Here is a 23,344-nt window from a genome sequence, read left to right as displayed (position 1 = left end):
ATACCGGCTGCCCATTCACCCGCTCACCGCGTTGTAGCCGCTATCGACGTAGACAGTCTGCCCGGTCACGAAGCGCGCCTTGGGGCCCAGCAGGAACGCCGCCATGTGGCCGATCTGCTCGATCGTCACCAACTGGTGCAGCGGCGCTTTCTCCGAGGCGAGGCGGATCAGTGCATCAAGGTGCGAGAGGCCGGAGGCCGCGCGCGTGCGCACCGGCCCGGTCGAGAGGGCATTCACGCGAATGCCGGACGGCCCAAGTTCCCCGGCCAGATAGCGCACACTCGCCTCCAGCGCGGCCTTGACCGGGCCCATGATCCCATAGCTGGGCACGACCTTTTCGGAGCCGTAGAAGCTCATCGTCAGGATCGCCCCGCCCTCCTTCATCAGCGGCTCGGCATGGCGGGCGAGGCGGATCAATGAGTGGCAGGAGACGTCCATCGCCAGGCAGAACCCTTCCACCGAGCTGTCGACCACGCGGCCGTGAAGGTCCTCCTTCGGCGCGAAGGCGATCGAATGGAGCAGGAAATCGAGACTGCCCCAACGCTCCGCAATTTCCGTGAACAGTGCCTCGACTTGGGCCGGGTCGGTCACGTCCAGCGGCGCGAATATCGGGGCTTCCAGTTCCTGCGCCAACGGTTCCACGAAACGGCGTGCCTTGTCGTTCTGGTAGGTGATCGCCAGTTCGGCGCCTCCGGCGCGCAGCGCCTCCGCGCAGCCCCAAGCGAGCGACTGGTCGTTCGCCATGCCCACGATCAGTCCGCGCATATGCCGCCTTCTCCTCCTGGTGACGTTTACTCGTGTCTCAGGGCGTCGATGGGGTTGAGACTGGCTGCCCGCCGCGCCGGGAAATAGCCGAAGACCACGCCGATAATCGCAGAAACCGCGAAAGCGCCGAGATTGACGCCGGGCTCGAAGATCCACGGCACGCCCATCAGCGGTACCGCAGCGGCGACCACGATTTGCGCGAGGATCAGCCCGATCAGTCCGCCCAGGCATGACAGCACGATGGCTTCCACCAGAAACTGCATCAGCACCTCGCTCGCCACGGCGCCGATGGCGAGACGGATACCGATCTCGCGCGTGCGCTCTGTCACCGAGACGAGCATGATGTTCATGATGCCGATCCCGCCGACGACAAGGCTGATCGCCGCCACGGCGGCAACGATCCGCGTCAGCATCGTGGTCGTCTGGGTCAGCGTGTCCGATATCTGCTTGGTGTCGAAGATGTTGAAATCGTCTTCCTTGCCCGCCGTGATCCGCCGCCGTTCGCGCAGCAGGTTGGTCAGCGTGGACTGGACCTGCTCGCTCGAATAGTTGCCGTCGATGCCCACAAGAATGGTGCGGATCGTGGTGGTGCCCAGAAACCGCCGCTGCACGGTCTTGAGCGGCATGATGACGGTATCGTCCTGATCGCCGCCGAACCCGGCCTGCCCCTTGGTGGAAAGCAGGGCGATCACGTCGCAGCTCACCTGCCCCAGACGGAAGCGCTTTCCAACGGGATTGGCATTGCCGAACAGGTTGCGCGAAACGGTGGAACCGATGATGCAGACCGCCTTGCCCGCGCTTTCCTCATCCTCGGAAAACAGGCGCCCTTCCTGTAGCGGCCAGGGCTGGATCTTGAAGTAATCCGAAGTCGTCCCGTTGATCGTGGTGGACCAGTTGGCGCCCTCGAAAATCGCGGTCGCGCTGGACGAGACCGACGGGGCCACAGCGGTCACCCCGCCCACTTGCTGGCGGATTGCGACGATATCGGACGGGTCGAAATCGCGCGGCGTGGTGCCGCCGCCGCCGCGACCGAAGCCCTGCCCCGGACGGACTTGCAGGATGTTTGTGCCCAGCGCGGCAATTTGCTGCGTCACCGCCACGGTCGTCGCCCGGCCCAGCGTCACCATCGACACCACCGCGCCCACGCCGATGACAATGCCAAGCATCGTCAACAGCGAGCGCAGCACGTGGCGGCGGATCGAGCGCAGCGCGAGAAGCAGGATCGTGCTCAGCATCAGCCGGTAACTCCGGAATCGGGTACATCCGAAACGGCCTGACGTGCATTGCCCTGCTCGATCCGGTCGATCAGTCCATCCTTGAAATGGACGATCCGCCGCGCGAATTCGGCCATGTCGGGCTCGTGCGTGACCATCAGCACCGTGATCCCGGAATCGCGGTTGAGCGTGGAGAGAAACTCCATGATCTCGATCGAGCGCTGGCTGTCGAGGTTGCCGGTGGGCTCGTCCGCCAGCAGCACTTCGGGATTGGTGACGATGGCGCGCGCAATTGCCACGCGCTGTTGCTGGCCGCCGGAAAGCTCGCCCGGCGTGTGGTGCGCCCATTCGGCAAGGCCCACGCGCTCAAGCGCATTCATCGCCGCCTTGCGCCGTTCATGCTTGGCATCGCCGCGATAAAGCAGCGGCAATTCCACGTTCTCCAACGCCGACGTGCGCGCCAGCAGATTGAAGCCCTGAAACACGAAGCCCAGATACTTGCGCCGCAGCAGCGCGCGCTGATCGCGGTCGAGCGTTTCGACGTGGTGGCCTTGAAACAGGTATTCTCCGCCGCTCGCCACGTCGAGGCAGCCGAGGATGTTCATCATCGTCGACTTGCCGGAGCCCGACGGGCCCATGACCGCGACGAAATCGCCCGCCATGATGTCGAGGTCCACGCCCTTGAGCGCGCGGAACGCGGTCTCTCCCACGCCGAAGACCTTGGTGATCCCGCGCAGGGCGATGACGGGCACGGCGTCGGAGCCGGTTTCGGCCACGGCCCTGCCCTCAGCTTCCGTTCGAGGCGAGCTGGCCGGTGATGACCTGCATGCCGGGCTTGAGATCGCCGCCCACCACTTCGGTCTGCTGGCCATTGCTGGAACCGGTAACGACGCCCATGGCCTGCGGCTTGCCGTCCGCGCCCAGCACATAAATCGTGCGGCGCGATCCGCGTTCCACCGTGGCGCTCTTGGCTGCCGGCTGGCCCCGGCGCGGCGGACGGAAGCCGATCGCCGAGGTGACGCCGCCGCCAGATTTCTTCGCGCTGCCGCTGGTTTCGGGCGTGAACGAGAGTGCGGCATTGGGGATCAGCAGCACGCCGTTCTTGTCCGAGGTGACGATCTCCGCCGTCGCGGTCATGCCCGGGCGCAGGCGGAAGTCCTCATTGGCCACCGACAGATCGGCAGCATAGGACACCACCTGCCCGGTGGTGCTGGTGGTTGAAGTGGTGCTGGACGAAGTGGCCGAGGACACCGTCTGGTTCGAGCCGATTTCCACGCGGGTAATCTTCGCGGGGAAAGTCTCGCCGGGGAAGGCATCGACCGTGAAGTTCGCCGCCTGGCCCTGCTTCACGGTGCCCACGTCCGCCTCGTCGATAGCGACTTCCAGCTTCATCTTGCTGAGATCCTCGGCGATCACGAACAAGGTCGGCGTGTTGAACGAGGAGGCCACGGTCTGGCCGGGATCGACCTCACGCGCGAGAACCACGCCCGAGACCGGCGAGACGATCAGCGCGCGCGAACGCTGGGTCTGGCTCTGCGCCAGAGTTGCCTTGGCGGCCTCCACATTGGCCTCGGCGGTCTTCACCGCCGCCTGCGCGCGCTGCACGTCGGCCCGGCCGGTCTGGAGTTCGGTTCCCGAAGGCACCTTGCCGCCGGACAGCCGCGAGACTTCCTCAAGACGGGCAAGCTGTGCCTGCGATTCCGCCAGCGTGGCCTTGGCCTGCGCAACTTGCGCCTGATTGGCGTTCACTTGCGCGGTGTACTGGCGGATCTGGTCCTCGATCTGCTCGGGATCGATCTCGGCGAGCACTTGCCCGCGCTCCACGCGGTCATTGACGTCGACCAGTACCTTGACCACCAGACCCGAAAGCTGCGAGCCGACCGTCACCTGATTGGTCGGCGCCAGCCTGCCGGTGGCAGCCACGGTGGTAACGAGGTGGCCTTTCTCGGCCTTGGTGGTGGCGTAGCTCGCCGTCTCCTTGCCGCCGAAGCACTGCGAGAGCAGCAACGCCAGCGCCACGACAAGCGCCAGCGCGGTCCACGGTACCCACTTGCGCTGCCACAGCGGGCGCTTGTCGGCGCCGAGGAATTCGTCGAGGGTTTCGTCGGCCATGCTCAGTCGGTTCCCTGTGGCTTGGTAGCAAGCGCGGTATAGTCGGCGCCGGGGTCCCAGCCGCCGCCGAGCGCGTTGTAGAGCGCGATCACCGCAGTCGCGCGGTCGGCATGGGCCTGAACCAGCCCGTTCCGCGCGGAAACGAGCGCGGCTTCCTGCGTGTTCAGCGTAGTGAAGTCAGTCAGACCGGAGCGGTACTGCATCCGCGCCAGCAACGCCGAATTGTTCGACGCATCGAGCGCGATCGCAAATTCCTTCTCCCGCGCCTCCGCCGATTGCAGCGCAACCACGGCGTTCTCGACATCCTCCATCGCGGTGAGGACGGAGGACTTGTAGGCCGCAAAAGCGCCGTCCGCCGCCGCACGGCTGGAGCGGACTTGCGCATTGAGACGCCCGCCGTTGAAGATCGCCTGACTGATCCCGCCGAACAGGCCGCCGGTGATCGTCTCCAGCAGCCCGCCGAAGCTGGCCGCATTGGTATCGATGCTGGCCGATATGTTGAACTGCGGATAGAGCTGCGCCTTCGCCACGCCGATCTGCGCGGTCGTCGCCGCCAGATTGCGCTCGGCCGAGCGCACGTCCGGCCGTTGGCGCAGCACGTTCGCGGGGATTCCGGCGCCAAGTTCGCGCGGCCCCTCGGGAATGGGTTTCGGTGCTTCCATCAACGGCCGCAGCGCACCCGGCGCCTGCCCGGTGAGCACGCCGATCCGCGCCACCGCCGCGGCATATTGCTGCTCTACTTGCGGGATCGTCGCCGCCGTCTGCGCGCGGCTGGCGCGGGCCTGTTGCTCGTCGAGCGAGGAAACCAGCCCGGCCATCACCCGCCAGTGCGCGATGCTCAGGTTGTCGTCCTGAATGGCCAGACTGGCGCGGGCATTGTCCAGCTGCGCCTGATAGCCGCGCGCCAGCACATAATTGCGCGCCACTTCGCTCTCCACCGAGAGCAGCGTGGTCGCGTAATCGAAGCCGGAGCCTTCGAACTGCGCCTTGCTGGCTTCCACCGCGCGGCGATTGCCGCCGAACAGGTCAAGCTGATAGCTGGCGTCCGCGCCCAGCGAAAAACTGGTGCTGCCGCCGCTGCCGGCCACGACCACGGTGCCGTCGGGCTGGGTCAGCGTGGTGCCGCCGCCCTTCAGCGGTTCGGTGCGGTTGATGCTGCCCGACGCCGAAACCGAGGGGAGCAACGCGGAGCGGCTGATGACCAGCGATTCCCGCGCCTGCCGCAGCCGCGCCAGCGCCTGCGCCAGATCGAGATTGGCGGCGGCCGCCTGATCGACCAGTTGGGTCAGCACCGGATCGTCGAATGTCTGCCACCAGCGGGTCAGGTCTGCAGCAGCCGGCGGGGCCGTGACTGACCACTGGTCCGGCACACCGATTTCGGCCGCGCTCTTGGGTGCGTAGTTCGGCCCGACCGTGCATGCGGAGAGCAAACAAAAGGCAAGCGGGAGCGGAAGACGTCGGACGATTGCAGCTCGCAAGTTCGAGGGACTCCACAGCCCTTGGGGGAGCGCGAGGATGTCCTTGTTTTGCCTTTCAGGTCAAGGTGAAAGGCCACAGGTAAATTGTTGCAACGTGTATCAGCCGCACCAATGAAAATGGCCGGCGCAAGATGCGCCGGCCATTCATGGTCCGTGATTTGGATGAGACCTAGAGCGTGCTCATGTCGATCACGAAGCGATAGTGCACGTCGGACCGTTCCATGCGCTCGAACGCGTGGTTGATCTCGTCCATGCGGATCATCTCTACTTCGGGAAGGATGTTCTTCTCGGCACAGAAGTCGAGCATTTCCTGCGTTTCGGCGATGCCGCCGATCAGCGAACCGGCAATGCGGCGGCGGCCGAAGATCAGCGGCGTGGTGATCGGCTCGTCCACCGGGCCGATCTGGCCGACCAGCACCAGGCTGCCGTCGATATCCACCAGCGGCAGGTAGGGATTGAGATCGTGCTTCACCGGCACGGTATCGATGATGACGTCGAAGCTGTTGGCAGCCGCCTTCATCGCCTCGACATCGCTGGAGATCAGCACGCGCTTGGCGCCCAGATCCAGTGCATCCTGCTCCTTGCCCGGCGTGCGGCTAAACACGGTGACGTCCGCGCCCATCGCGGCGGCCAGCTTGACCGCCATGTGGCCAAGACCGCCAAGGCCGATCACGCCGACGCGGCTGCCTTCGCCCACGTTCCATTCGCGCAGCGGCGAATAGGTGGTGATGCCGGCGCAGAGCAGCGGCGCCGCCTTGGAGACATCGAGCCCCTCGGGCATGGTGAGGACGAATTCCTCGCGCACGACGATGGCGCGCGCGTATCCGCCCTGCGTCACCTCGCCGGTCACCCTGTCGAGACCGTTGTAGGTGCCGGTCCAGCCGTTGCGGCAATAGTTTTCAAGGTCGCGCTCGCACTGGTCGCAGTGGCCGCAGCTATCGACAAGGCAACCGACGGCGACCGTATCGCCCACCGCGTGGCGCGTCACTTCGGGGCCGACAGCCGTGACGCGGCCGACGATCTCGTGGCCCGGAACGATCGGGTACCGCGCGCCGCCCCAGTCGTTGCGGGCGGTATGCAGGTCCGAATGGCAGACGCCGCAGTAGAGGATCTCGATGGCGACATCGTCCGGGCGCAAGTCGCGGCGCTCGAACTCGTAGGGGGCAAGCGGAGTCTCGGGAGACTGGGCGGCATAGCCGATGGTCTTCATGTCTGGGGAGATCCTTGGAGGAAGAGTGCCTGGGAGAGGGTATTTTCGGGGAATCGAATGCCGCAATGCAGCATACCCTCATATAGGGACAGCGAACACTCACGAAAACCGGAGGAAATCGCAATGCAGTCATGATAGAGCCTCATGAATGCAACGTGAGCACATGGCCGACCTCATCGCCTTCATCGCCGTCGCCGACGAGGGCAGTTTTACCCGCGCGGCCGCCAAGCTGAGTTCCTCGCAATCGGCGCTGAGCCATACGATCCGCCGGCTGGAAGCGCGACTCGGCGTTCGCCTGCTGGCCCGCACCACGCGCAGCGTCGCGCCCACCGAGGCGGGCGAGCGGCTGCTCGCCAGCCTGCGTCCTGCCTTTCAGGAGATCGACCAGAGCCTGACCACCATCGGGGAACTGCGCGAGCGACCGGCCGGAACGATCCGCCTGACGACCACCGAACACGCCGCCCACGAACTGCTCTGGCCCTCGCTCAAGCCGTTCCTTGAGCGCTATCCCGAGATCAACGTGGAAGTCAGCGTCGATTCCGGCCTGTCCGACATCGTCGCAGACCGTTTCGATGCGGGTATCCGTCTGGGCGAGTCGGTCGCGCGCGACATGATCGCGGTCTGCATCGGGCCGGAGATGCGGCTGGTGCCAGTCGCCTCGCCCGAATATCTCGCGCGCCACGGCAGGCCCGTGACGCCGCACGATCTTGCCGGCCACCAGTGCATCAACTTGCGCTTCCGCACGCGCGGCAATCTCTATGCCTGGGAATTCGAACGCGATGGCCGCGCCCTGAACGTCCGCGTCGATGGGCAATTGACGTTCAATTCGATGCCGATGATCCTGAAAGCCGCGCTGGACGGCAGCGGGATCGCGATCATGATGGAATCGTTCTCGCGGCCCTATGTGGAGTCAGGCGCGCTCGTTCCGCTGCTGGAGGACTGGTGCCAGCCCTTCCCCGGATACCACCTTTACTATCCCAGCCGCCGTCAATCTTCCGCCGCCTTCCGTCTGCTGGTGGACGCGCTGCGCTATCGCGGCGGGTGAATGTCCGGCGCCGCCGATCGGGCAGCGCCGGACCCGTTCATCAGCCCCCGATCGTCGCCATCAGTTCGGGCGGATAGCGATCCCCCTCGATGGCGATGGCATCGGCGGCCGCCTGAAGCTCGGCAAGCTCCGCGGCCGAAAGTTCGACATCGGCGGCAGCGATGTTCTCCTCCAACCGGTGCAACTTGGTCGTCCCGGGGATCGGCACGATCCAGGGTTTGCGCGAGAGGAGCCACGCCAGCGCGATCTGCGCCGGGGTCGCGCCCTTGGCATCGGCCACGCGGCGCAGCAGGTCGACCAGCGCCTGGTTCTTCTCCATCGCCTCGGCCGTGAAGCGCGGCAAGCGGGCGCGGAAATCACCGGCGGCCAGTTCGGTTGAGGCATTCATCGCTCCGGTCAGGAAGCCCTTGCCCAGCGGCGAATAGGGCACGAGGCCGATGCCGAGTTCCTCGCACGTGTCGATGATGCCGTTGGTCTCCGGCCCACGCGTCCACATCGAGTATTCGTTCTGGAGCATCGCCACCGGCTGCACCGCATGGGCGCGGCGCACCGTGGCGGCAGCCGGTTCGGACATGCCGAAGTGGCGCACCTTGCCCGCCGCGATCAGATCCTTCACCGTGCCCGCCACATCCTCGATCGGCACATTCGGATCGACGCGGTGCTGGTAGAACACGTCGATCACGTCGATCCCGAGCCGCTTCAGCGAGGCATCAGCAACCGCCCTGATCTGCTCCGGACGGCTGTTCAAGCCCTGCATCTCGCCATCGACGATGTTGAAGCCGAACTTGGTCGCGATCACCACCCGGTCGCGCACCGGGCGCAGCGCCTCGCCGACCATTTCCTCATTGGTGTAGGGGCCGTAGACTTCGGCAGTGTCGAAGAACGTGACACCGTGATCGACAGCCGCGCGGATCAGCGCCACGCCGTCCGCCTTCGCCACCTTGGTCCCATAACCGAAATCGAGGCCCATGCAGCCGAAACCGATGGCGGAGACTTCCGGTCCGGTGCTGCCGAGTTTGCGCGTCTTCATGCGAATTCCTTTCACATCGTGCTCCTCTTTGGGGGGACTTGAGGAGCGAGCGGCAAACTAGGGCAAAACTTCGCGAACGATTAGCGCGATCAGTCGGCACGCAGCCATGACCGGGGTTCATCAATGCGTGCGGCGCAGCACCTCGCCCGCGAACTCACGCAGCATGGCGGCCAGCGCCTCAAGCCGCAGCGGCTTGGTGAGATGCGCCTGCATCCCGGCATCCAGCGCGGCCACGGTATCCTCGGGGAAGGCATTGGCGGACAGCCCGACGATGGGCAGTTCGCTTGCACTTACACCCGCCTCCCGCAATGTCCGCGTGGCATCGTGCCCGCCCATGCGCGGCATCTGGATATCCATGAAGACCAGCACATAAGGCTCGTTCGCAGCGCGCGCCGCCATCACTCGGTTGACGGCTTCCTCGCCGTCTTCCGCGAATTCGTAGGGCACACCGAGCCGGTCGAGCATGGCCCCGGCAACCATGCGGTTGACCTGATTGTCCTCGGCCACCAGCACCCGCCCGGCCAGTTCCAGCGGTTCATCCCCGCCCTCACCCGGCCCGCCCTCGTTCGCGTCGAGCGCCAGTTGCAGCGGTAGGCGCAGGCCGAATGTCGAACCCTCGCCCGGCAGGCTTTCGACCGTGACAGTGCCCCCCATCAGCGCCGCCAGTCGTGCGCAGATCGCGAGGCCAAGGCCAGTACCGCCGAAGCGTTCGTGGATGGTGGAATCGGCCTGCGTGAACCCGTCGAAGATGCGCTGCTGGCGGTCCGAGGCGATGCCGATGCCGGTGTCGCTGACGGCCACAACCAGCCGCCGCGCGCCGCTCTCACGCTCGACCCGCGCAGCTAGCGTGACTTTGCCGCTCTCGGTGAACTTGATCGCATTGCTCATCAGGTTGTCGAGGATCTGGCGCAGGCGCAGCTTGTCTCCCCGGATCCACTGCGGCACCGCGGGATCGAGCGCGAGATCGAGCGTAATCTGCTTGTCCGCGGCGGCCTGCCGGAACAGTGCGATCGACCCGGCCAGCAGATAACGCACATCGAAATTGCGCTCGACCAGTTCGAGCCGCCCCGCATCGATCTTCGAAAGATCGAGGATGTCGTTGAGAAGGCTCATCATGTTGCGCCCGGAATCGAGGATGACCTCGACCTGATGGTGCTGTTCGGGCGGCAGTTCGGCGCGGTGAAGCAGTTCTGCGAAACCCAGCACGGCGTTCATCGGCGTGCGGATGTCGTGGCTCATGTTGGCAAGGAACGCGCTTTTCGCATCGGCGGCGGCACAGGCCTCGTCTCTGGTGCGCAACAGTTCGTTGCGCAGTTCGGCCTCTTCGGTGCGGTCGGCCAGCACGCCGAACAGCCCCGCTGGCCGGCCCTGCTCGTCAAGCTCGACGTTGGCCACCACCTCGACATGACGCAGCGCCCCATCGGCGCGGTAGAGGCGCGCGGCGAAACGGCACGGGGTGCCATGCTCGCGCGCGGCGACAATCGCGGCGGAAACGATGGGCTGGTCATCGGGGTAGTAGAATGTCAGCACTTCCGCCGGCGTGGGCACGACACTGCCCTTCTCCACCCCGTGAATATGGTACAGTTCGTCCGACCACATGAGCGTGCCTGAGATGAAATCCAGCCGCCAGTGGCCGGCATGGACCGTCGCTTCGGCCAGCATCAGCAGGCGGTTGCTCTCGTTCAGTTCCTCCACCGCCAGCCGCCGCTGTTCGGCCACGCGGGCAACTTCGCCGGTGGCGCGCTCCACCTCGCGCGAGATCGTCCCCTCGCGCCGCACGAAATGGCCGAGCAGCATGCCCAGCAATACCGTGACCAACCCGCCGCCCAGCAGCACGCTGAGCGGCTCGTTCGACAGCGTGCGATCCTCGAACGGAGGCAGGCTGGACCATTGCAGTGTCCAGCGTCGCCCGAACACATCGACATTCTCGGTCCTGACGAACAGCGGCGTGCCGCTTATCTGTTCGGTGCCAACCGCATAGAGGCGATGCGCGGGATCGGCATGATCGCCATCGAACACTTCCAGCGCGAAGTCCTGCCCCTGCCGCGAGGTGAGGCCCGCGACGATGTCATCGAGCCCGATCGGCGCATAGACCCAGCGGAAGCCGTTCTTCTCACCATCATGACCATGCGCCGCATTGCCGAGCGGCAGGATCAGCAGAAAGCCCGGCTGCGGCGGACGGTGCGGCAGCAGCGCAATCGGCGCGGTCATCGTCAGGCGGCCGCTTCGGCGTGCCTGTTCCAACCCCTCGCGCCGGTGCTGTTCGAAACCGAGATCAAGCCCGTAGATCATGCGGTTGTGTTCCATCGGGGCGACCAGCGTGACGATGAAATGCTCGGAGCGGCCCGGACCGAGGCGAATGTTCGGCGGGGACATGCCACCCCGTGCGGAATTGGCGACAAGGCGCGCGATATCGCCCGACGCTGCCGCCTCGACCGTGCCGATACCGCGCATTCCGGGCAGATGGCGCTTGATCCCGGTCGCCGCGACATAGTCGGACCAGCCCCGCTCGCTCATCGCCGGGTTGACCGCAAGCACCCCGGCGGCACCGTCGAGCGCCTGCGAATAGATCTCGAAACGGCGATCCAGCGCGCGTTCGGTCTCGGTGGTCAGCGCGAAGAAACTGGCGTGCGCGCGCGAGAATTGCTGCTCGGCGCTGTGCTTCCACAAGGCGAACGTCACGCCGATGGAAAGCGCAAGGCATATCGCGACAGTGGCGGTCACCCCCCGCATCGGCCGCCCCCGCCAGCGCAGCGGCACCGGCGAACCCGGCGAGAACAGCAGCGTCGGCAGTACAACGACAACGCCGAGCACGTCGCCAAGGTACCATGTACCCCAGTTGCGAAGCGCCAGCCCCGGATCGACGCGGCCAGCCAGCGCCAGTGCCGAAACACCCGCACTCGCCGCGATCATGCACGGCCCGAACACCACGAGTGCAAGAAAAGTCGCCGTGCGCCGCACATCGGTCAGTTCGACCCCGGCGGAAAAATGCCGCCGCACGCTTGCAGCGCCCACCGTGGCCTGCACGCTGGCGCCCAGGCCCAGTATCGCCCCCATGCCAAGCGCCAGCCCGAACGGAAGATGGCCCGGGGCCCCGTCCAGAGTATGCCACAGATTGACTGTCAGCGAGCCCAGCCAGACTCCCGGCCAGCAGCGCCGCCCCCAGACCAGCAGCCCCGCCAGCGCCACGCCCGAAGCGGGCCAGACCAGCGTTGCATAACCGGGCGGAACGGCAAGATCGAGGCCCGCCGCGCCAGCCAGCGCATAGGCTGCGGCAAGAACCGCCATCCGGGCGAGCGCCACACCTGCGCCCACGGAATCGCCATGAGCCCTGTCGCGCGCAAAAAACCGAGCCATGCCCGTCATCCCCGATCCTTAGCGCGATATCGTCCCGAACCATGCGCTTGCACTGCGGTTTTCCCCGGGTATCCTGCCGAAACCCGTCGACAGCGGGGCGCCGCGCGCCATGGTGTCGCCAACAAGACCGATCCGGCCAGCAAGACAAGCCGCCGGACAGCACGCAGCGGAGTTGGATCATGTTGCAGACCGCCGAGGTTCCGCTCATCGATGAAGAGGAACTGGCGCGCGCGATGGAGGCGCTGGGTGAGGAACGGCTGGTGCCGATCCTCCAGACGTTCGCGGCAACGGTGATGGATGAGGCATGGGAGATCGCCTCGGCTGTCTCCGGGCGCGAGCCCGAGCGGGCGCGGCGGCTGGCCCATGCGATCAAGGGCGCGGCTTGCAACCTTTGCGCCACCCGCCTGGCGCGCGCGGCCGAAGTGCTGGAGACGCAGAACCTCGACGCCGATGCACTCGCGCTGCTTCTGGCAACTGCGCGCGAAACCGGCGACTGGATCGCCCGGCGCTATCCAGACTAGACCGCTCAGGCCGCTTCGTCCGCCCCCTGTCGCAAGGCCAGCAGCGCCTGCGAACGGTTGTGTACGCCCAGCGCCCTGTAGATCGCCGAGAGGTGGGACTTGATGGTCGGTTCGGTGAGGCCAAGGCTGTAGGCGATCAGCTTGTTGGACTTGCCCTGCGCCAGCTCCGACATGACGCGAAGCTGCGCTGGAGACAGCTTGCTCGCCAGACCTTCGCCCTGCTCCTCACGCAGAGGGAACCAGGTTCCGCCTTCGAGGATCACGGCGATCGCCGATTTCATCTCCGCAAGCGGCGCAGTCTTGTTGAGGAACCCCCGCGCGCCCAGCGTCGCCGCCTTGGCGGGCAGGTCGGCAGCGGCATTGCCGCTCACCACCAGCACCGGCATCCGTGGCGCGATCGCCTGAACCGCGGCAAGGTTGGCCAGCCCCTGGCAATCCTTGAGCGCAAGGTCCAGCAGCAAAGCGTCGAAGCTTTCGGCAGCAAGCAAATCCCGAATTCCGGCAAGCGTTTCCGCTGTCGAAACCAGCATGGAATTGTCAACTGCGTGAACAGCCGAGGTTAACGCCGATACGCAGATCGGGTGGTCGTCGGCAATGATCAGACGTCGAATCAAGAAGCCCCCCCAAGTGTTCGTCAATCGCGCAACTGCCCCGTCTAGCGCGAGAATCTGCCACTAAATCCACACTTACATCCAAAAGTATGTTCGATCCAGCAACGATTGCATACCTTGGTATGAACCCATGAGAATGGAAAGGTTTCGCTAACCAGACGAGTTCACCTCGAATGGCATGACTTACGCGCAAACCCGTATTGCAACCAGCACCGCCGTCCTGGCGACCCTGCTCGCGTCCCAGCAGGCGCATGCCGCCAATGTGGCCGCGGGAACGCTGATCCAGAACACCGCCTCGGCCAGTTTCACCACTGGAACCGCCACCCGCACGGTGGATTCGAACACGGTGACAGTGAAGGTGGACGAACTGCTGGACGTAACGCTGGTTACCAAGGACAGCGCGCCGGTTTCGATCTCCAGCGGCAGTGCGGTACTGACTTATCAGCTGACCAATACCGGCAACGGGCCGGAAGCCTTCAACCTTACCGCGAACCCGACCGTTTCCGGCAACCAGTTCGCCGCCACGGTCACCTCGATCGCCTACGACAGCAACGGCAACGGCGTTTATGACGCCGGGGTCGATACCGTGCTCCCTTCGGGCACGGCGACGCCTTCGGTCGATCAGGACAAGTCGCTCACGCTTTTTGTGATCGTTACCGGCCCAAGCGGCATGACCGACGCGCAGACCAGCAAGGTGAACCTTGCCGCCAGCGCCGTTACCGGCAGCGGCACGCCGGGCACCACTTATGCCGGCAAGGGTCAGGGCGGCGGCGATGCCGTGGTCGGGGCCTCCGGTGCAAGCGCCAATGCCAACGGACCGCTGGTCGCCAGCGTCGCCACGGTCGGGCTCGTGAAGTCCGCGACCATTGCCGACCCCTTCGGCGGCACTCAGCCGGTTCCGGGCGCGACGGTGACCTACAAGCTGGTCGCCACCATCGGCGGCAGCGGCTCGATCGCCGGCCTGCGCCTGACCGACGCAATCCCGACCGGCACGACTTACACTGCCGGCACGCTCAAGCTCGACACTACCGCGCTCAGCGATGCGGCCGATGCGGACGCGGGCAAGGCGTCGGCCAGCGGCATCGACGTGCTGGTGGGCACGGCCGCTGCGGGCAGCACGCATACCGTCACGTTCAACGTCACCATCCAGTAAAGGTCGCCCAGCGATGAACCGCAATATCCCTGCCCGCCTGATTTCCTCAGCAGCAGCTGTCGCTCTCGGCATTGCCTTTGCCGGAGCCGCCTCGGCGGCCGAGCCCGTCTCGCTCAAGGGCGACGTGCAGGTTGAGAAAGTCGTGACCGAGAACGGCGCGGCCAAGACCGTTCTGGCTCCGCCGACCACGGTCGTCCCCGGCGACAGGCTGCTGTTCACCACGCGCTACAGCAACGACGGCGACAAGCCGGTCGACAATTTCGTCGTCACCAATCCCCTGCCCGCGCCGGTGCGCCTTGCGGCCGATGAGGGCGGCTACGAAGTCTCGGTCGACGGCGGCAAAACCTTCGGCAAGCTGGCCGCGCTGACCGTCGCCGATGCGGCGGGCACGCGCCGCGCAGCGCAGCTTGAGGACGTTACGCATATCCGCTGGACGCTGGCGCACCTCGCGCCCCGCGCGGCGGGCGCGCTGGAGTATCACGCCGTGGTCCGCTGACCGGCACGAATTTCCGCCACGGGCCGCGGGCGGGGGTAGGCGCGGCTCACCTTACTTGAAGGAACTTCGTTCATGACACGCACCAGCACGCTGCTGGGTGCGGTGAGCTCGCTTGCGCTCGTCGCGCTTGGCTCCAGCCCCGCCTTCGCCACGGGGACCACTGCCGGCTCCACTATCCAGAATACCGTGACGGTCGGCTATCAGGTCGGCGGGGTCTCCCAGACCTCCAAGTCCGCGTCGGACACGTTCACGGTCGACCGCAAGGTCAACGTCACCGTCACCGAAGTCGGCAGTTCGGCCACGGTCGTCTCGCCGGGTCAACTTCAGGCGGTGAGCACATTCAAGGTCACCAACCTGTCGAACGACACGCTCGATTTCGCACTGACTGCCGCGCAGCAATCGGGCGGCAGCGCGGCCTGGGGCGGCACGGACAACTTCGACGGTTCCAACGTCAAGATCTACGTCGACAGCAATGGCGACGGCGTGTTCACCTCGGCCGATACGCAAGTCACCTATCTGGACGAACTGGCGGCCGATGGCGCCAAGACGATCTTCGTGGTGATGGACATCCCGTCCACCCAGGTGACCGGCGATATCGCCACCGTCGTCCTCACCGCTACGGCGCGCGCGGGCGGCACGTCGGGATCGATGGGCGCGGCGCTCACCACCAGCGCGACCAACACCACGGGCGTCGATACCGTGCTGGCAGACGCTGCGGGCGCGACCGATGCGGCCAATGACGGCGCCTTCTCCGCCAAGGACGACTACAAGGTCAGCGCCGCCGCGCTTACGGTCCTCAAGACCAGCCGCGTCGTCAGCGATCCGGTCAGCGGGACCACCAATCCCAAGGCCATTCCGGGCGCGACGATCGAGTATTGCATCTCCATCGCCAATGCGACCGGCAGCGCCACGGCCACCAATATCTCGGTGAACGACCCGCTGCCCACGAACGTGACCTACGTCACCAGTTCGATCCTGCTCAACGGCACCGTCAGCGGCAGCACCTGCAACGCGGACGGCACTTCGGGCGGCACTTTCGCAAGCAATACCGTGACCGGCACGCTCTCCGACATCGCGGCGGGCGTGACCCGCACGCTCGTCTTCCGCGCCACGATCAACTGACGGCTGCTGGCGGGCCGGGTGCGATACTGGACGAACTTCAAGCAGGCAGCAGCGTCCTTCGGGGCGCTGCTGTCGCTTGCCTGCGTCCAGCCTGCCGAGGCCGCCACCGTTTCCAATATCGCCGATGCCGCATGGTCGCAGGACGGCGGTGCCCGCACGATCCGCTCCAACGAAGTCAGCTTTGATGTCGTGCAGACCATTGCGACGATCCAGACCTATCGCCCGGTGTCATCCTCCTCGCTGTCGACGCCGCTGGCCGCATCCACTTGCGGCGGCACCGAACTCTCAGCCACCGCGCGCACGACAACGAGCGCCACGCTGACCGCCATCGCCAGCGCCAAGACCTTCCACATCGGCGAGGATCTGGTGATCCGGATCGAAGCGGCCAGCGCCAATCTCGATGCCTCCGCCATCGATGCGATCGCCGTCACCCTCACCACCTCGCAGGGGGACGCGGAAGAGATCACGATTTACGAAACCGGTGCCAACACCGGCGTCTTCGCAGGATCCATCCCCACCACGGCGATCCCGCCTTCGCCCAAGGCCAACGACTGCCGCCTCAGCGTCGCCAACGACGATACGATCACCATCGCCTACAACTCCGCCACCACGCACAAGACCATCGCCAGCACCGTGGTCGCAGTGCTGGCCGATCCCTATGGCATGGTGTTCGACAGCGAGAGCGGCAGCGCCGTAAGCGGTGCGCGGATCACGCTGATCAATGCCGACACCGGCCTGCCCGCCCAGGTCTACGCCGATGACGGCGTCACGTTGTGGCCCTCGACCGTGGTGTCGGGCGAGCCAGTGACGGATGGCGCGGGCAATACTTATGCCTTCGCGGCGGGCGAGTACCGCTTCCCGCTGGCCCCGCTCGGCCGCTACCGGCTGGAGATCGAGCCGCCCGAGGGCTACTCCGCGCCCTCCACCGTTGCGCGCTCGGCGCTGGCCAAGTTTACCCGCCCAGACGGCAATACGATGGTGATAGAGGACGCCTCTTTCGGGGGCGTGGTGACGCTCTCCTCGCCCGCGCCGGTGCGCGTCGATATCCCGGTGGACGGCAAGGAAAGTGCCGTCGCGCTGACCAAGACCGTCTCGCGCGCCAGCGCCAATCCCGGCGACGTGGTGTTCTACACCGTCACTGTGCGCAATTCGGACGCCGGACGCGCCAAGTCCGGCGTGGTGCTGGTCGATACGCCCTCGGAATGGCTGCGGCTGCGCAAGTCCTCGATCCGCGTCGACGGCGCCAGACCGGAGAACAGCACGGTGAGCGTAGCCGCAGACGGCAGCCGCCTCACCATCAACCTCGCCGCGATCCCGGCCGGCGGCACCCGCACGGTGGTTTACGCCATGAGCGTGCGCGGCGATGCCCCGGCCGGGCAGGCACTCAACCTTGCCGAAACCACCGACCTGCGCGGCGATATCGAAAAGGCCAGCGCCGTCGTGAAGATCGAGAAAGACACCATCGCATCGCGCATGACCGTGATCGGCCGCGTCAGCGCCGGGGACTGCACCGTCGCCTCCGGCCGCCAGGGCATTTCGGGCGTGCGCGTAATGCTGGAAGACGGCAGCTTCGCCGTTACCGACGCCGATGGCCGCTTCCACTTCGAGGGCCTCGTCCCAGGCACCCATGTCGTGCAGGCAGAGCCCGATACGCTGCCCGCAGGCGGCCATTTCGTCGATTGCCGAAGCTCGGTGCGCAATGCGGGCAAGGCGAACTCGCTGTTTGCCATCGGTCAGGGCGGCAGCCTCGTCACCGCCGATTTCTACGCCGTCGTTCCCGCGAGCGCCCTGCCCGTACCCGTCGATCTCAAGGCTCCTGCGCCGACCGAACCGGCTCCAGACGGCGCCCCCGTGCTCGACGATGCCAAGGCTGCAGGCGGCGGCGTCGACTGGCTGGCCATGGGTGATGGCCCCATCGATTTCCTGTTCCCCGCGCCCGATCACAACCCGCGCGCGCCTGCCATCCGCGTGGTGATCCGCCACAAGCCCGGCCAGAAGGTAGACCTCACCGCCGCCGGCAAGGCGGTGCCCGCGCTCAGCTTCGATGGCGTGAAGAAGTCCGCCGATGGCCGCTATGCCGTCAGCATCTGGCGCGGCGTGCCGCTGGACGGGGAAGTGACGCATCTGGCCGCGACCGTGCGCAATGCCGATGGCTCGGTAGCGGCGGAACTCTCCCGTGACGTGCATTTCGCCGCCGCGCCCGCCCATGCACAGATCCTGCGCGAGCGGTCGCACCTTGTCGCCGATGGCCGGTCGCGCCCGGTGATCGCGCTGCGCCTGACCGACCGCAAGGGCAACCCGGTGCGCGCGGGCGTCTCCGGCGCGCTCTCGATCAACGCACCTTACGAAAGCGCCGCCGCCATCGAGCGGATGCAGCAGCGGCAGCTCAGCGGTTCCGGCAGCACTTCGCCCACCTGGACGGTCGAGGGCGATGACGGCGTTGCCCTTGTCGAACTCGCCCCCACCATGGTCTCCGGCCCGCTGCACCTGACTTTCACTTTCGCGGACGGCGAAGTTTCCAGCACGCAGGACCTTGAAGGCTGGGTGGTTCCCGGCGACCAGAAATGGACACTGGTGGGCCTTGCCGAAGGCGCAGTCGGTTCGCAGTCCATCGCCGACGCCATGCAGCAGAGCGGCACGTTCGACAGCGATCTTGGCAAGCACGCCCGCACCGCCTTCTATGCCAAGGGCCGCGTGCTCGGCAGCTTCCTTGTCACCGCCGCCTATGACAGCGCCAAACAGCGCGACGATCAGGTGCTGCTGGGCACCATCGATCCCAAAGCCTATTACACCGTCTTCGCCGACGGCTCGACCCGCCGCTTCGATGCCGCCAGCCGTGACAAGCTCTACGTGCGCATCGAAAGCCGCACGTTCTATGCGATCTACGGCGATATCGACACGGGCTTCGACCAGACCCAGCTTGCCCGCTACGTCCGCACTGCCACCGGCGGCAAGGCGGAGGGACGCATGGGCGCAGTCCATGTGCAGGGCTTCGCCGCCAAGATCGAGATCAGCCACCGCCATGACGAGATTCAGGGCGCGGGCATTTCTGGGCCCTACAGCCTTTCGTCCAAGGCCATCGTCGCCAATAGCGAAACGGTGACGCTGGTGGTGCGCGACCGCTTCCGCTCCGAACTGGTGGTGGAGAGCACGCCGCTGACGCGTTACCTCGATTACGATGTGGACCTGATCTCGGGCACGATCACGTTCAAGGCGCCGGTGCTCAGCCGCGATTCCGACCTCAACCCGCGCTTCATCGTCGTCGACTACGAAGTCGACAGCAATCTGGACCATGGACAGTGGAATGCGGGCCTGCGCGGGGATGTGACGCTGGCGAACGGGGCCTTGCGCCTCGGCGCATCGGCCATATCCGACCGCGATGGCGAAACCCATACAAAGATCGGCGCGGTAGATGCCCGCCTGCGCTTCGGCCCCCGGTCCGAACTGCGCGCCGAATTGGGCGCCAGCCGCGCGAACGAGCAGACGTCAGAGGCATGGCTGATCGAAGTGGAGCACCACACCGGCAAGCTGGACATGCTGGCCTATGCCCGCTCGATCGATGCCGATTACGGCACAAACCAGCAGTCCATTGCAGAGCGCGGCCGCCGCAAGTTCGGCGTGGACGGGCGCTATACCTTTGCCGAGGGCCTCAGCCTCACCGCCAGCGCCTGGCACGACGAGAGCCTGACCGACGCCGCCCGCCGCGATGCCGTGAAGGCGCAAGTGAACTGGCGCAACGGCCAGACCGACTTGCGCGCGGGCGTGACCGAAGTGGCCGACCATCTGGCCGATGGCAGCGACGCCAATTCCACCGTCCTCGAATTCGGCGCGACCCGCCGCCTGCTGGGCAACCGGCTGGAACTCTCCGCCGATTCCAGCATGCCGCTGGGCCGCACGGATTCGGTGGACTTGCCCACCCGTCACCGCCTTGGTCTGCGCTATGCGGTCACGCAAGATGTTCGCGCCACCGCCAGCTACGAGATCGCGCTGGGCGACGCGATCAACGCCCGCACGCTGAAGGGCGGGTTCGAAACCGCCGCATGGACCAATGCGCGCGTTTCGGGCGGCATGGGCTTTCAGGACATCGGCGAATACGGCAACCGCGCCTTCGCCGCCTATGGCCTTGCCCAAAGCCTGCCGGTGACCAAGAGCCTGACGCTGGATGCCACCGTGGACGGCAACCGCACCGTGGGCGGTGTATCGGCCAGCAAGATCATCAACGAGTTCCAGCCCGTCACCAGCGGCGGCCAGATCAGCACCTCCGACGCGCTGCTGTTCGAGGATTTCACCGCCCTCACTTTCGGCGCGGCTTGGCGACATGAGCGCTGGTCGATCACCGGCCGCGCCGAATGGCGCGACGGCGAAGTGACCGACCGCAAGGGTCTGACCTTCGGCGCAATCCGCCAACTGGGCGAAGGCAGCGTGGTCGGCTCCGGCGTGACCTGGACGCATGCGAAGGCGGAAGACGGCACGGTGAGCGAAGTGACCGACGCCGCCATCTCGCTCGCCCACCGTCCGGCGGAATCTCCCTTCGCCGCACTCGCCAAGCTGGAATACCGCAGCGACCGCTCGGTCGTCGGCACCGGCGGCAATTCCGATGCAGCCGGCAACAGCGCGCTTTCCGCTAGCGACAATGCGACGGCGCGTCGCCTGCTCGCCAGCCTGTCCACCAACTGGTCGCCGCTGGGTTTGGTTAACGCAAAGTTGGTTAATGGTGCTGTAGGGAAAAGCATGGTCCACCGCATGGAGCTGGGCCTGTTCGTGGGGGGGCGCTACAGCTTTGACCGTTACGAGGATTTCGATCTGGCCGGCTTCACCGCCGTCGCGGGCCTCGATCTGGGCATCGGCATCGGCAACCGCATTTCCGTCGGCGGCACCGCCACGGTGCGCCGCGCCTTTTCCGAACACACCACCAGCTTCGCGGTCGGCCCGCAGATCAGCGTAGTGCCCACGCAGGACATGCTCTTGACCATCGGCTACAACGTCACCGGCTTCCGCGACCGCGACTATTCAGCCGCGCGCAGCACCAACAAGGGCGTGTTCGCCACCCTTCGCGCCAAGTTCGACAAGAACAGCCTGGGCTTCCTGGGGCTGGGCCGATGACCGCGCGCCTGTTCGCCCTCTTCGCCACGCTGGCCGCGCTGCTGCTGGCCGGCACCGCACAGGCGCAAAACGCTACGGCGGCATGGTCGAGTCTCGGACTGTCGAACGGCGGATCGGTCGGTTCCTCGACAGCGATCACCGCCAGCGACGGCACTACGGTCAGCACCGCATGGAGTACGACCGTCGGCGGCGCGGGCACTTTCGCAGTCGCATCGGGCTATAACAACTACGTGGTCTACAACACGCCTGCGATCGGCGGCGTCAGCCCCGGCCTGCTGCTCAATTTCGATGCCTCGCGCTTCGATGCGAACAACAAGATCACCATGGATATCACGCTGAACCGCAGTGTGACCGGCCTTGCCTTTTCCATCGCCGACATCGACCGGGAAACGACGGGCAACAACTACAACCGCGATGCCGTGGCGGTCTATTACGACACCGGAAACGGCACTTTCGTGAACGCCGTTAGCAACAGCGCATTCTGGTCGGACGGCAGCGCGGTCACCAACGATACCAGCGGCTGGAACGGCACGGCAGCCTCGGCCAACAATTCGACGAACGGCACGCTGACCTTCAACTTCGGCACCACTGCCGTGAAGCGCATCCGCATCGTCTATAACAGCTATACTGTATCCGGCACGGCCAACCCCACGGCACAGTTTATCGTGCTGTCCGGCCTCGCTTTCAACGCCAAGGGCGCCGACCTTTCGCTAGGCAACACGCTGCTCACCAGCAGCCCGACCTCGGGCGGCCTTGCGACCTTCCGCCTGACGGTGACCAACGCCAGCACCTCCACCGACACCGCGACCGACGTGAAAGTCACCGACACTCTGCCGGACGGCTTCACCTACGTCTCCTCGAACGGCACCGGATCCTTCAACGCCGCGACGGGCGTGTGGACGGTGGGATCGATCGCCCCCGGCGCCAGCGTCACTCTGGACATAACCGGCACCGTCAACGCCAGCGCGGGCGCCACGCTCACCAACACGGCGGAGATCACCGCCAGCGACCAGAACGATCCGGATTCCACCCCCGGCAACGGCGTCACCAGCGAGGACGACTATGCCAGCGCCACGCTGACCGTCACCGGCAGCCGCGTGGCCGGCACACCGCCCACGCTTTCCTGCGCGGCGGGAACGGTGGTGTTCGACTGGAGCAACCGCGCCTGGACGGCAGGCAGCACCAGCAATTCCTACTCCTTCGATACGCTGGGCACGATCAGCTTCGCGCTCGCCAATCAGGGGACATGGCTGAGCAGTTCGACCTACGGCGGCCAGTCGCCGGTCCGGCAGAACGTCGTCAACGGCGGGCTCAACGATTACGCGCTGTTCGAGATGGTCAACATGCCGAACATCAGTGCCGAGGCGACGACCACGATCACCCTGCCCACCGCCCTGCCCGGCGCGCAATTCAAGATCTTCGACGTCGATTACTATTCCGGCCAGTTTGCCGACAAGGTGACCGTGGAAGGCCGCTACAACGGCGCCGTGGTCACCCCCACGCTGACCAACGGCGTGTCCAACTACGTGATCGGCAATAGCGCCTATGGCGACGGCCTCAGCGACGATGCCAGCGCGGACGGCACTGTGACAGTCACCTTCTCGCAGCCGATCGACACGATCATCGTGCGCTATGGCAACCACTCGATGGCGCCCAGCGATCCCGGTCAGCAGGCCATCGCCCTGCACGACATCACCTTCTGCCGCCCGAGCACGACGCTGGCCGTTTCCAAGACCAGTTCGGTCGTCAGCGATCCGGTGAGCGGGACCAACAACCCCAAGGCCATCCCCGGCGCGACGGTCCGATACTGCATCCTCGTGGCCAACACCGGCAGCAGCGCGGCCACCAGCGTCGCGGCTTCGGATCCGATTCCGGCGACGCTCACATATGTTGCGGGCAGCATCTATTCCGGCAGCGACTGTGCCAGCGCGAACACGGCGGAGGACGACAACGATACCGGCAGCGACGAAAGCGATCCCTACGGCGCGTCCTATGCCTCAGGCACGGTCAAAGCCAGCGCGCCCACATTGGCGGCGGGAACGAGCTTCGCGATCCGGTTCGACGCAACGGTGAACTGAAACGAAAACGGCGCCCCGTTACCGGGACGCCGTTCGCGATTTCCAGCGA

The 23,344-nt window shown here is 66.0% G+C and carries 16 protein-coding genes; 7 read left to right on the top strand and 9 right to left on the bottom strand.

The window, feature by feature from the left end; genetic code table 11:
* Positions 1–15: 15 nt before the first annotated feature.
* The 6 genes from fabI to EDF56_RS01910 all read right to left on the bottom strand — a co-directional run bounded on the left by fabI (position 16) and on the right by EDF56_RS01910 (position 6,779).
* Positions 16–765, bottom strand: a complete 750-nt coding sequence (fabI, locus tag EDF56_RS01935) for an enoyl-ACP reductase FabI (protein WP_132385043.1) — start codon at positions 763–765, stop codon at positions 16–18.
* Positions 766–791: 26 nt separating this feature from the next.
* Positions 792–2,000, bottom strand: coding sequence for an ABC transporter permease (locus tag EDF56_RS01930; protein ID WP_132385042.1), 1,209 nt, complete (start codon positions 1,998–2,000; stop codon positions 792–794).
* A complete protein-coding gene (locus EDF56_RS01925; protein WP_243652333.1) occupies positions 2,000–2,755 on the bottom strand; it encodes an ABC transporter ATP-binding protein in 756 nt (251 codons plus the stop codon). Before EDF56_RS01925 ends, EDF56_RS01930 begins: the two co-directional genes overlap by 1 nt.
* Before the next feature lie 10 nt (positions 2,756–2,765).
* Positions 2,766–4,091, bottom strand: coding sequence for an efflux RND transporter periplasmic adaptor subunit (locus EDF56_RS01920; RefSeq protein ID WP_132385040.1), 1,326 nt, complete (start codon positions 4,089–4,091; stop codon positions 2,766–2,768).
* Positions 4,092–4,093: 2 nt separating this feature from the next.
* A complete protein-coding gene (locus tag EDF56_RS01915) occupies positions 4,094–5,521 on the bottom strand; it encodes an efflux transporter outer membrane subunit (RefSeq protein ID WP_243652332.1) in 1,428 nt (475 codons plus the stop codon).
* A gap of 217 nt (positions 5,522–5,738) precedes the next feature.
* Entirely contained in the window at positions 5,739–6,779 is a 1,041-nt protein-coding gene (locus EDF56_RS01910; RefSeq protein ID WP_132385039.1) for an NAD(P)-dependent alcohol dehydrogenase, read from the bottom strand.
* 148 nt (positions 6,780–6,927) lie between these two features.
* Here EDF56_RS01910 and EDF56_RS01905 point away from each other — a divergent pair, with 148 nt between their 5' ends.
* Complete coding sequence (locus tag EDF56_RS01905) at positions 6,928–7,824, top strand: LysR family transcriptional regulator (protein ID WP_132385038.1); 897 nt, start codon at positions 6,928–6,930, stop codon at positions 7,822–7,824.
* Between the two features lie 40 nt (positions 7,825–7,864).
* Here EDF56_RS01905 and EDF56_RS01900 read toward each other — a convergent pair whose 3' ends face one another.
* Together EDF56_RS01900 and EDF56_RS01895 are read right to left on the bottom strand one after the other, a co-directional pair.
* On the bottom strand, positions 7,865–8,854 hold the full coding sequence (locus tag EDF56_RS01900; RefSeq protein WP_132385037.1) for an aldo/keto reductase: 990 nt from the start codon (positions 8,852–8,854) through the stop codon (positions 7,865–7,867).
* 120 nt (positions 8,855–8,974) lie between these two features.
* Positions 8,975–12,211, bottom strand: a complete 3,237-nt coding sequence (locus tag EDF56_RS01895; protein WP_165912061.1) for a CHASE domain-containing protein — start codon at positions 12,209–12,211, stop codon at positions 8,975–8,977.
* Positions 12,212–12,390: 179 nt separating this feature from the next.
* On the opposite strand from EDF56_RS01895, the gene EDF56_RS01890 reads away from it, so the two are divergent.
* The gene (locus EDF56_RS01890) at positions 12,391–12,732 is read left to right on the top strand and encodes an Hpt domain-containing protein (protein ID WP_165912060.1); all 342 of its coding nucleotides are present in this window, start codon (positions 12,391–12,393) and stop codon (positions 12,730–12,732) included.
* A 5-nt stretch (positions 12,733–12,737) separates the two neighbouring features.
* Here the strand turns inward: EDF56_RS01890 and EDF56_RS01885 are convergent, their stop codons facing one another.
* Positions 12,738–13,346, bottom strand: a complete 609-nt coding sequence (locus tag EDF56_RS01885) for a response regulator transcription factor (protein ID WP_165912059.1) — start codon at positions 13,344–13,346, stop codon at positions 12,738–12,740.
* Between the two features lie 175 nt (positions 13,347–13,521).
* Between EDF56_RS01885 and EDF56_RS01880 the strand changes: the two genes are divergently transcribed.
* The 5 genes from EDF56_RS01880 to EDF56_RS01860 all read left to right on the top strand — a co-directional run bounded on the left by EDF56_RS01880 (position 13,522) and on the right by EDF56_RS01860 (position 23,295).
* Positions 13,522–14,496, top strand: a complete 975-nt coding sequence (locus EDF56_RS01880) for a hypothetical protein (protein ID WP_132385033.1) — start codon at positions 13,522–13,524, stop codon at positions 14,494–14,496.
* A gap of 13 nt (positions 14,497–14,509) precedes the next feature.
* Positions 14,510–14,992: a hypothetical protein gene (locus EDF56_RS01875; protein WP_165912058.1), complete on the top strand. Its 483-nt coding sequence runs from the start codon at positions 14,510–14,512 to the stop codon at positions 14,990–14,992.
* 72 nt (positions 14,993–15,064) lie between these two features.
* Positions 15,065–16,114, top strand: a complete 1,050-nt coding sequence (locus EDF56_RS01870) for a DUF11 domain-containing protein (protein ID WP_132385031.1) — start codon at positions 15,065–15,067, stop codon at positions 16,112–16,114.
* An 18-nt stretch (positions 16,115–16,132) separates the two neighbouring features.
* On the top strand, positions 16,133–21,217 hold the full coding sequence (locus EDF56_RS01865; RefSeq protein ID WP_243652331.1) for a hypothetical protein: 5,085 nt from the start codon (positions 16,133–16,135) through the stop codon (positions 21,215–21,217).
* Positions 21,214–23,295 (top strand): DUF11 domain-containing protein, encoded by a 2,082-nt coding sequence (locus tag EDF56_RS01860; RefSeq protein ID WP_132385030.1) that lies wholly within the window; start codon positions 21,214–21,216, stop codon positions 23,293–23,295. Before EDF56_RS01865 ends, EDF56_RS01860 begins: the two co-directional genes overlap by 4 nt.
* Positions 23,296–23,344: the final 49 nt, after the last annotated feature.

Source organism: Novosphingobium sp. PhB165 (assembly GCF_004341845.1).
Lineage (GTDB): Bacteria > Pseudomonadota > Alphaproteobacteria > Sphingomonadales > Sphingomonadaceae > Novosphingobium.
This window is presented reverse-complemented; position numbering and strand designations above follow the sequence as displayed.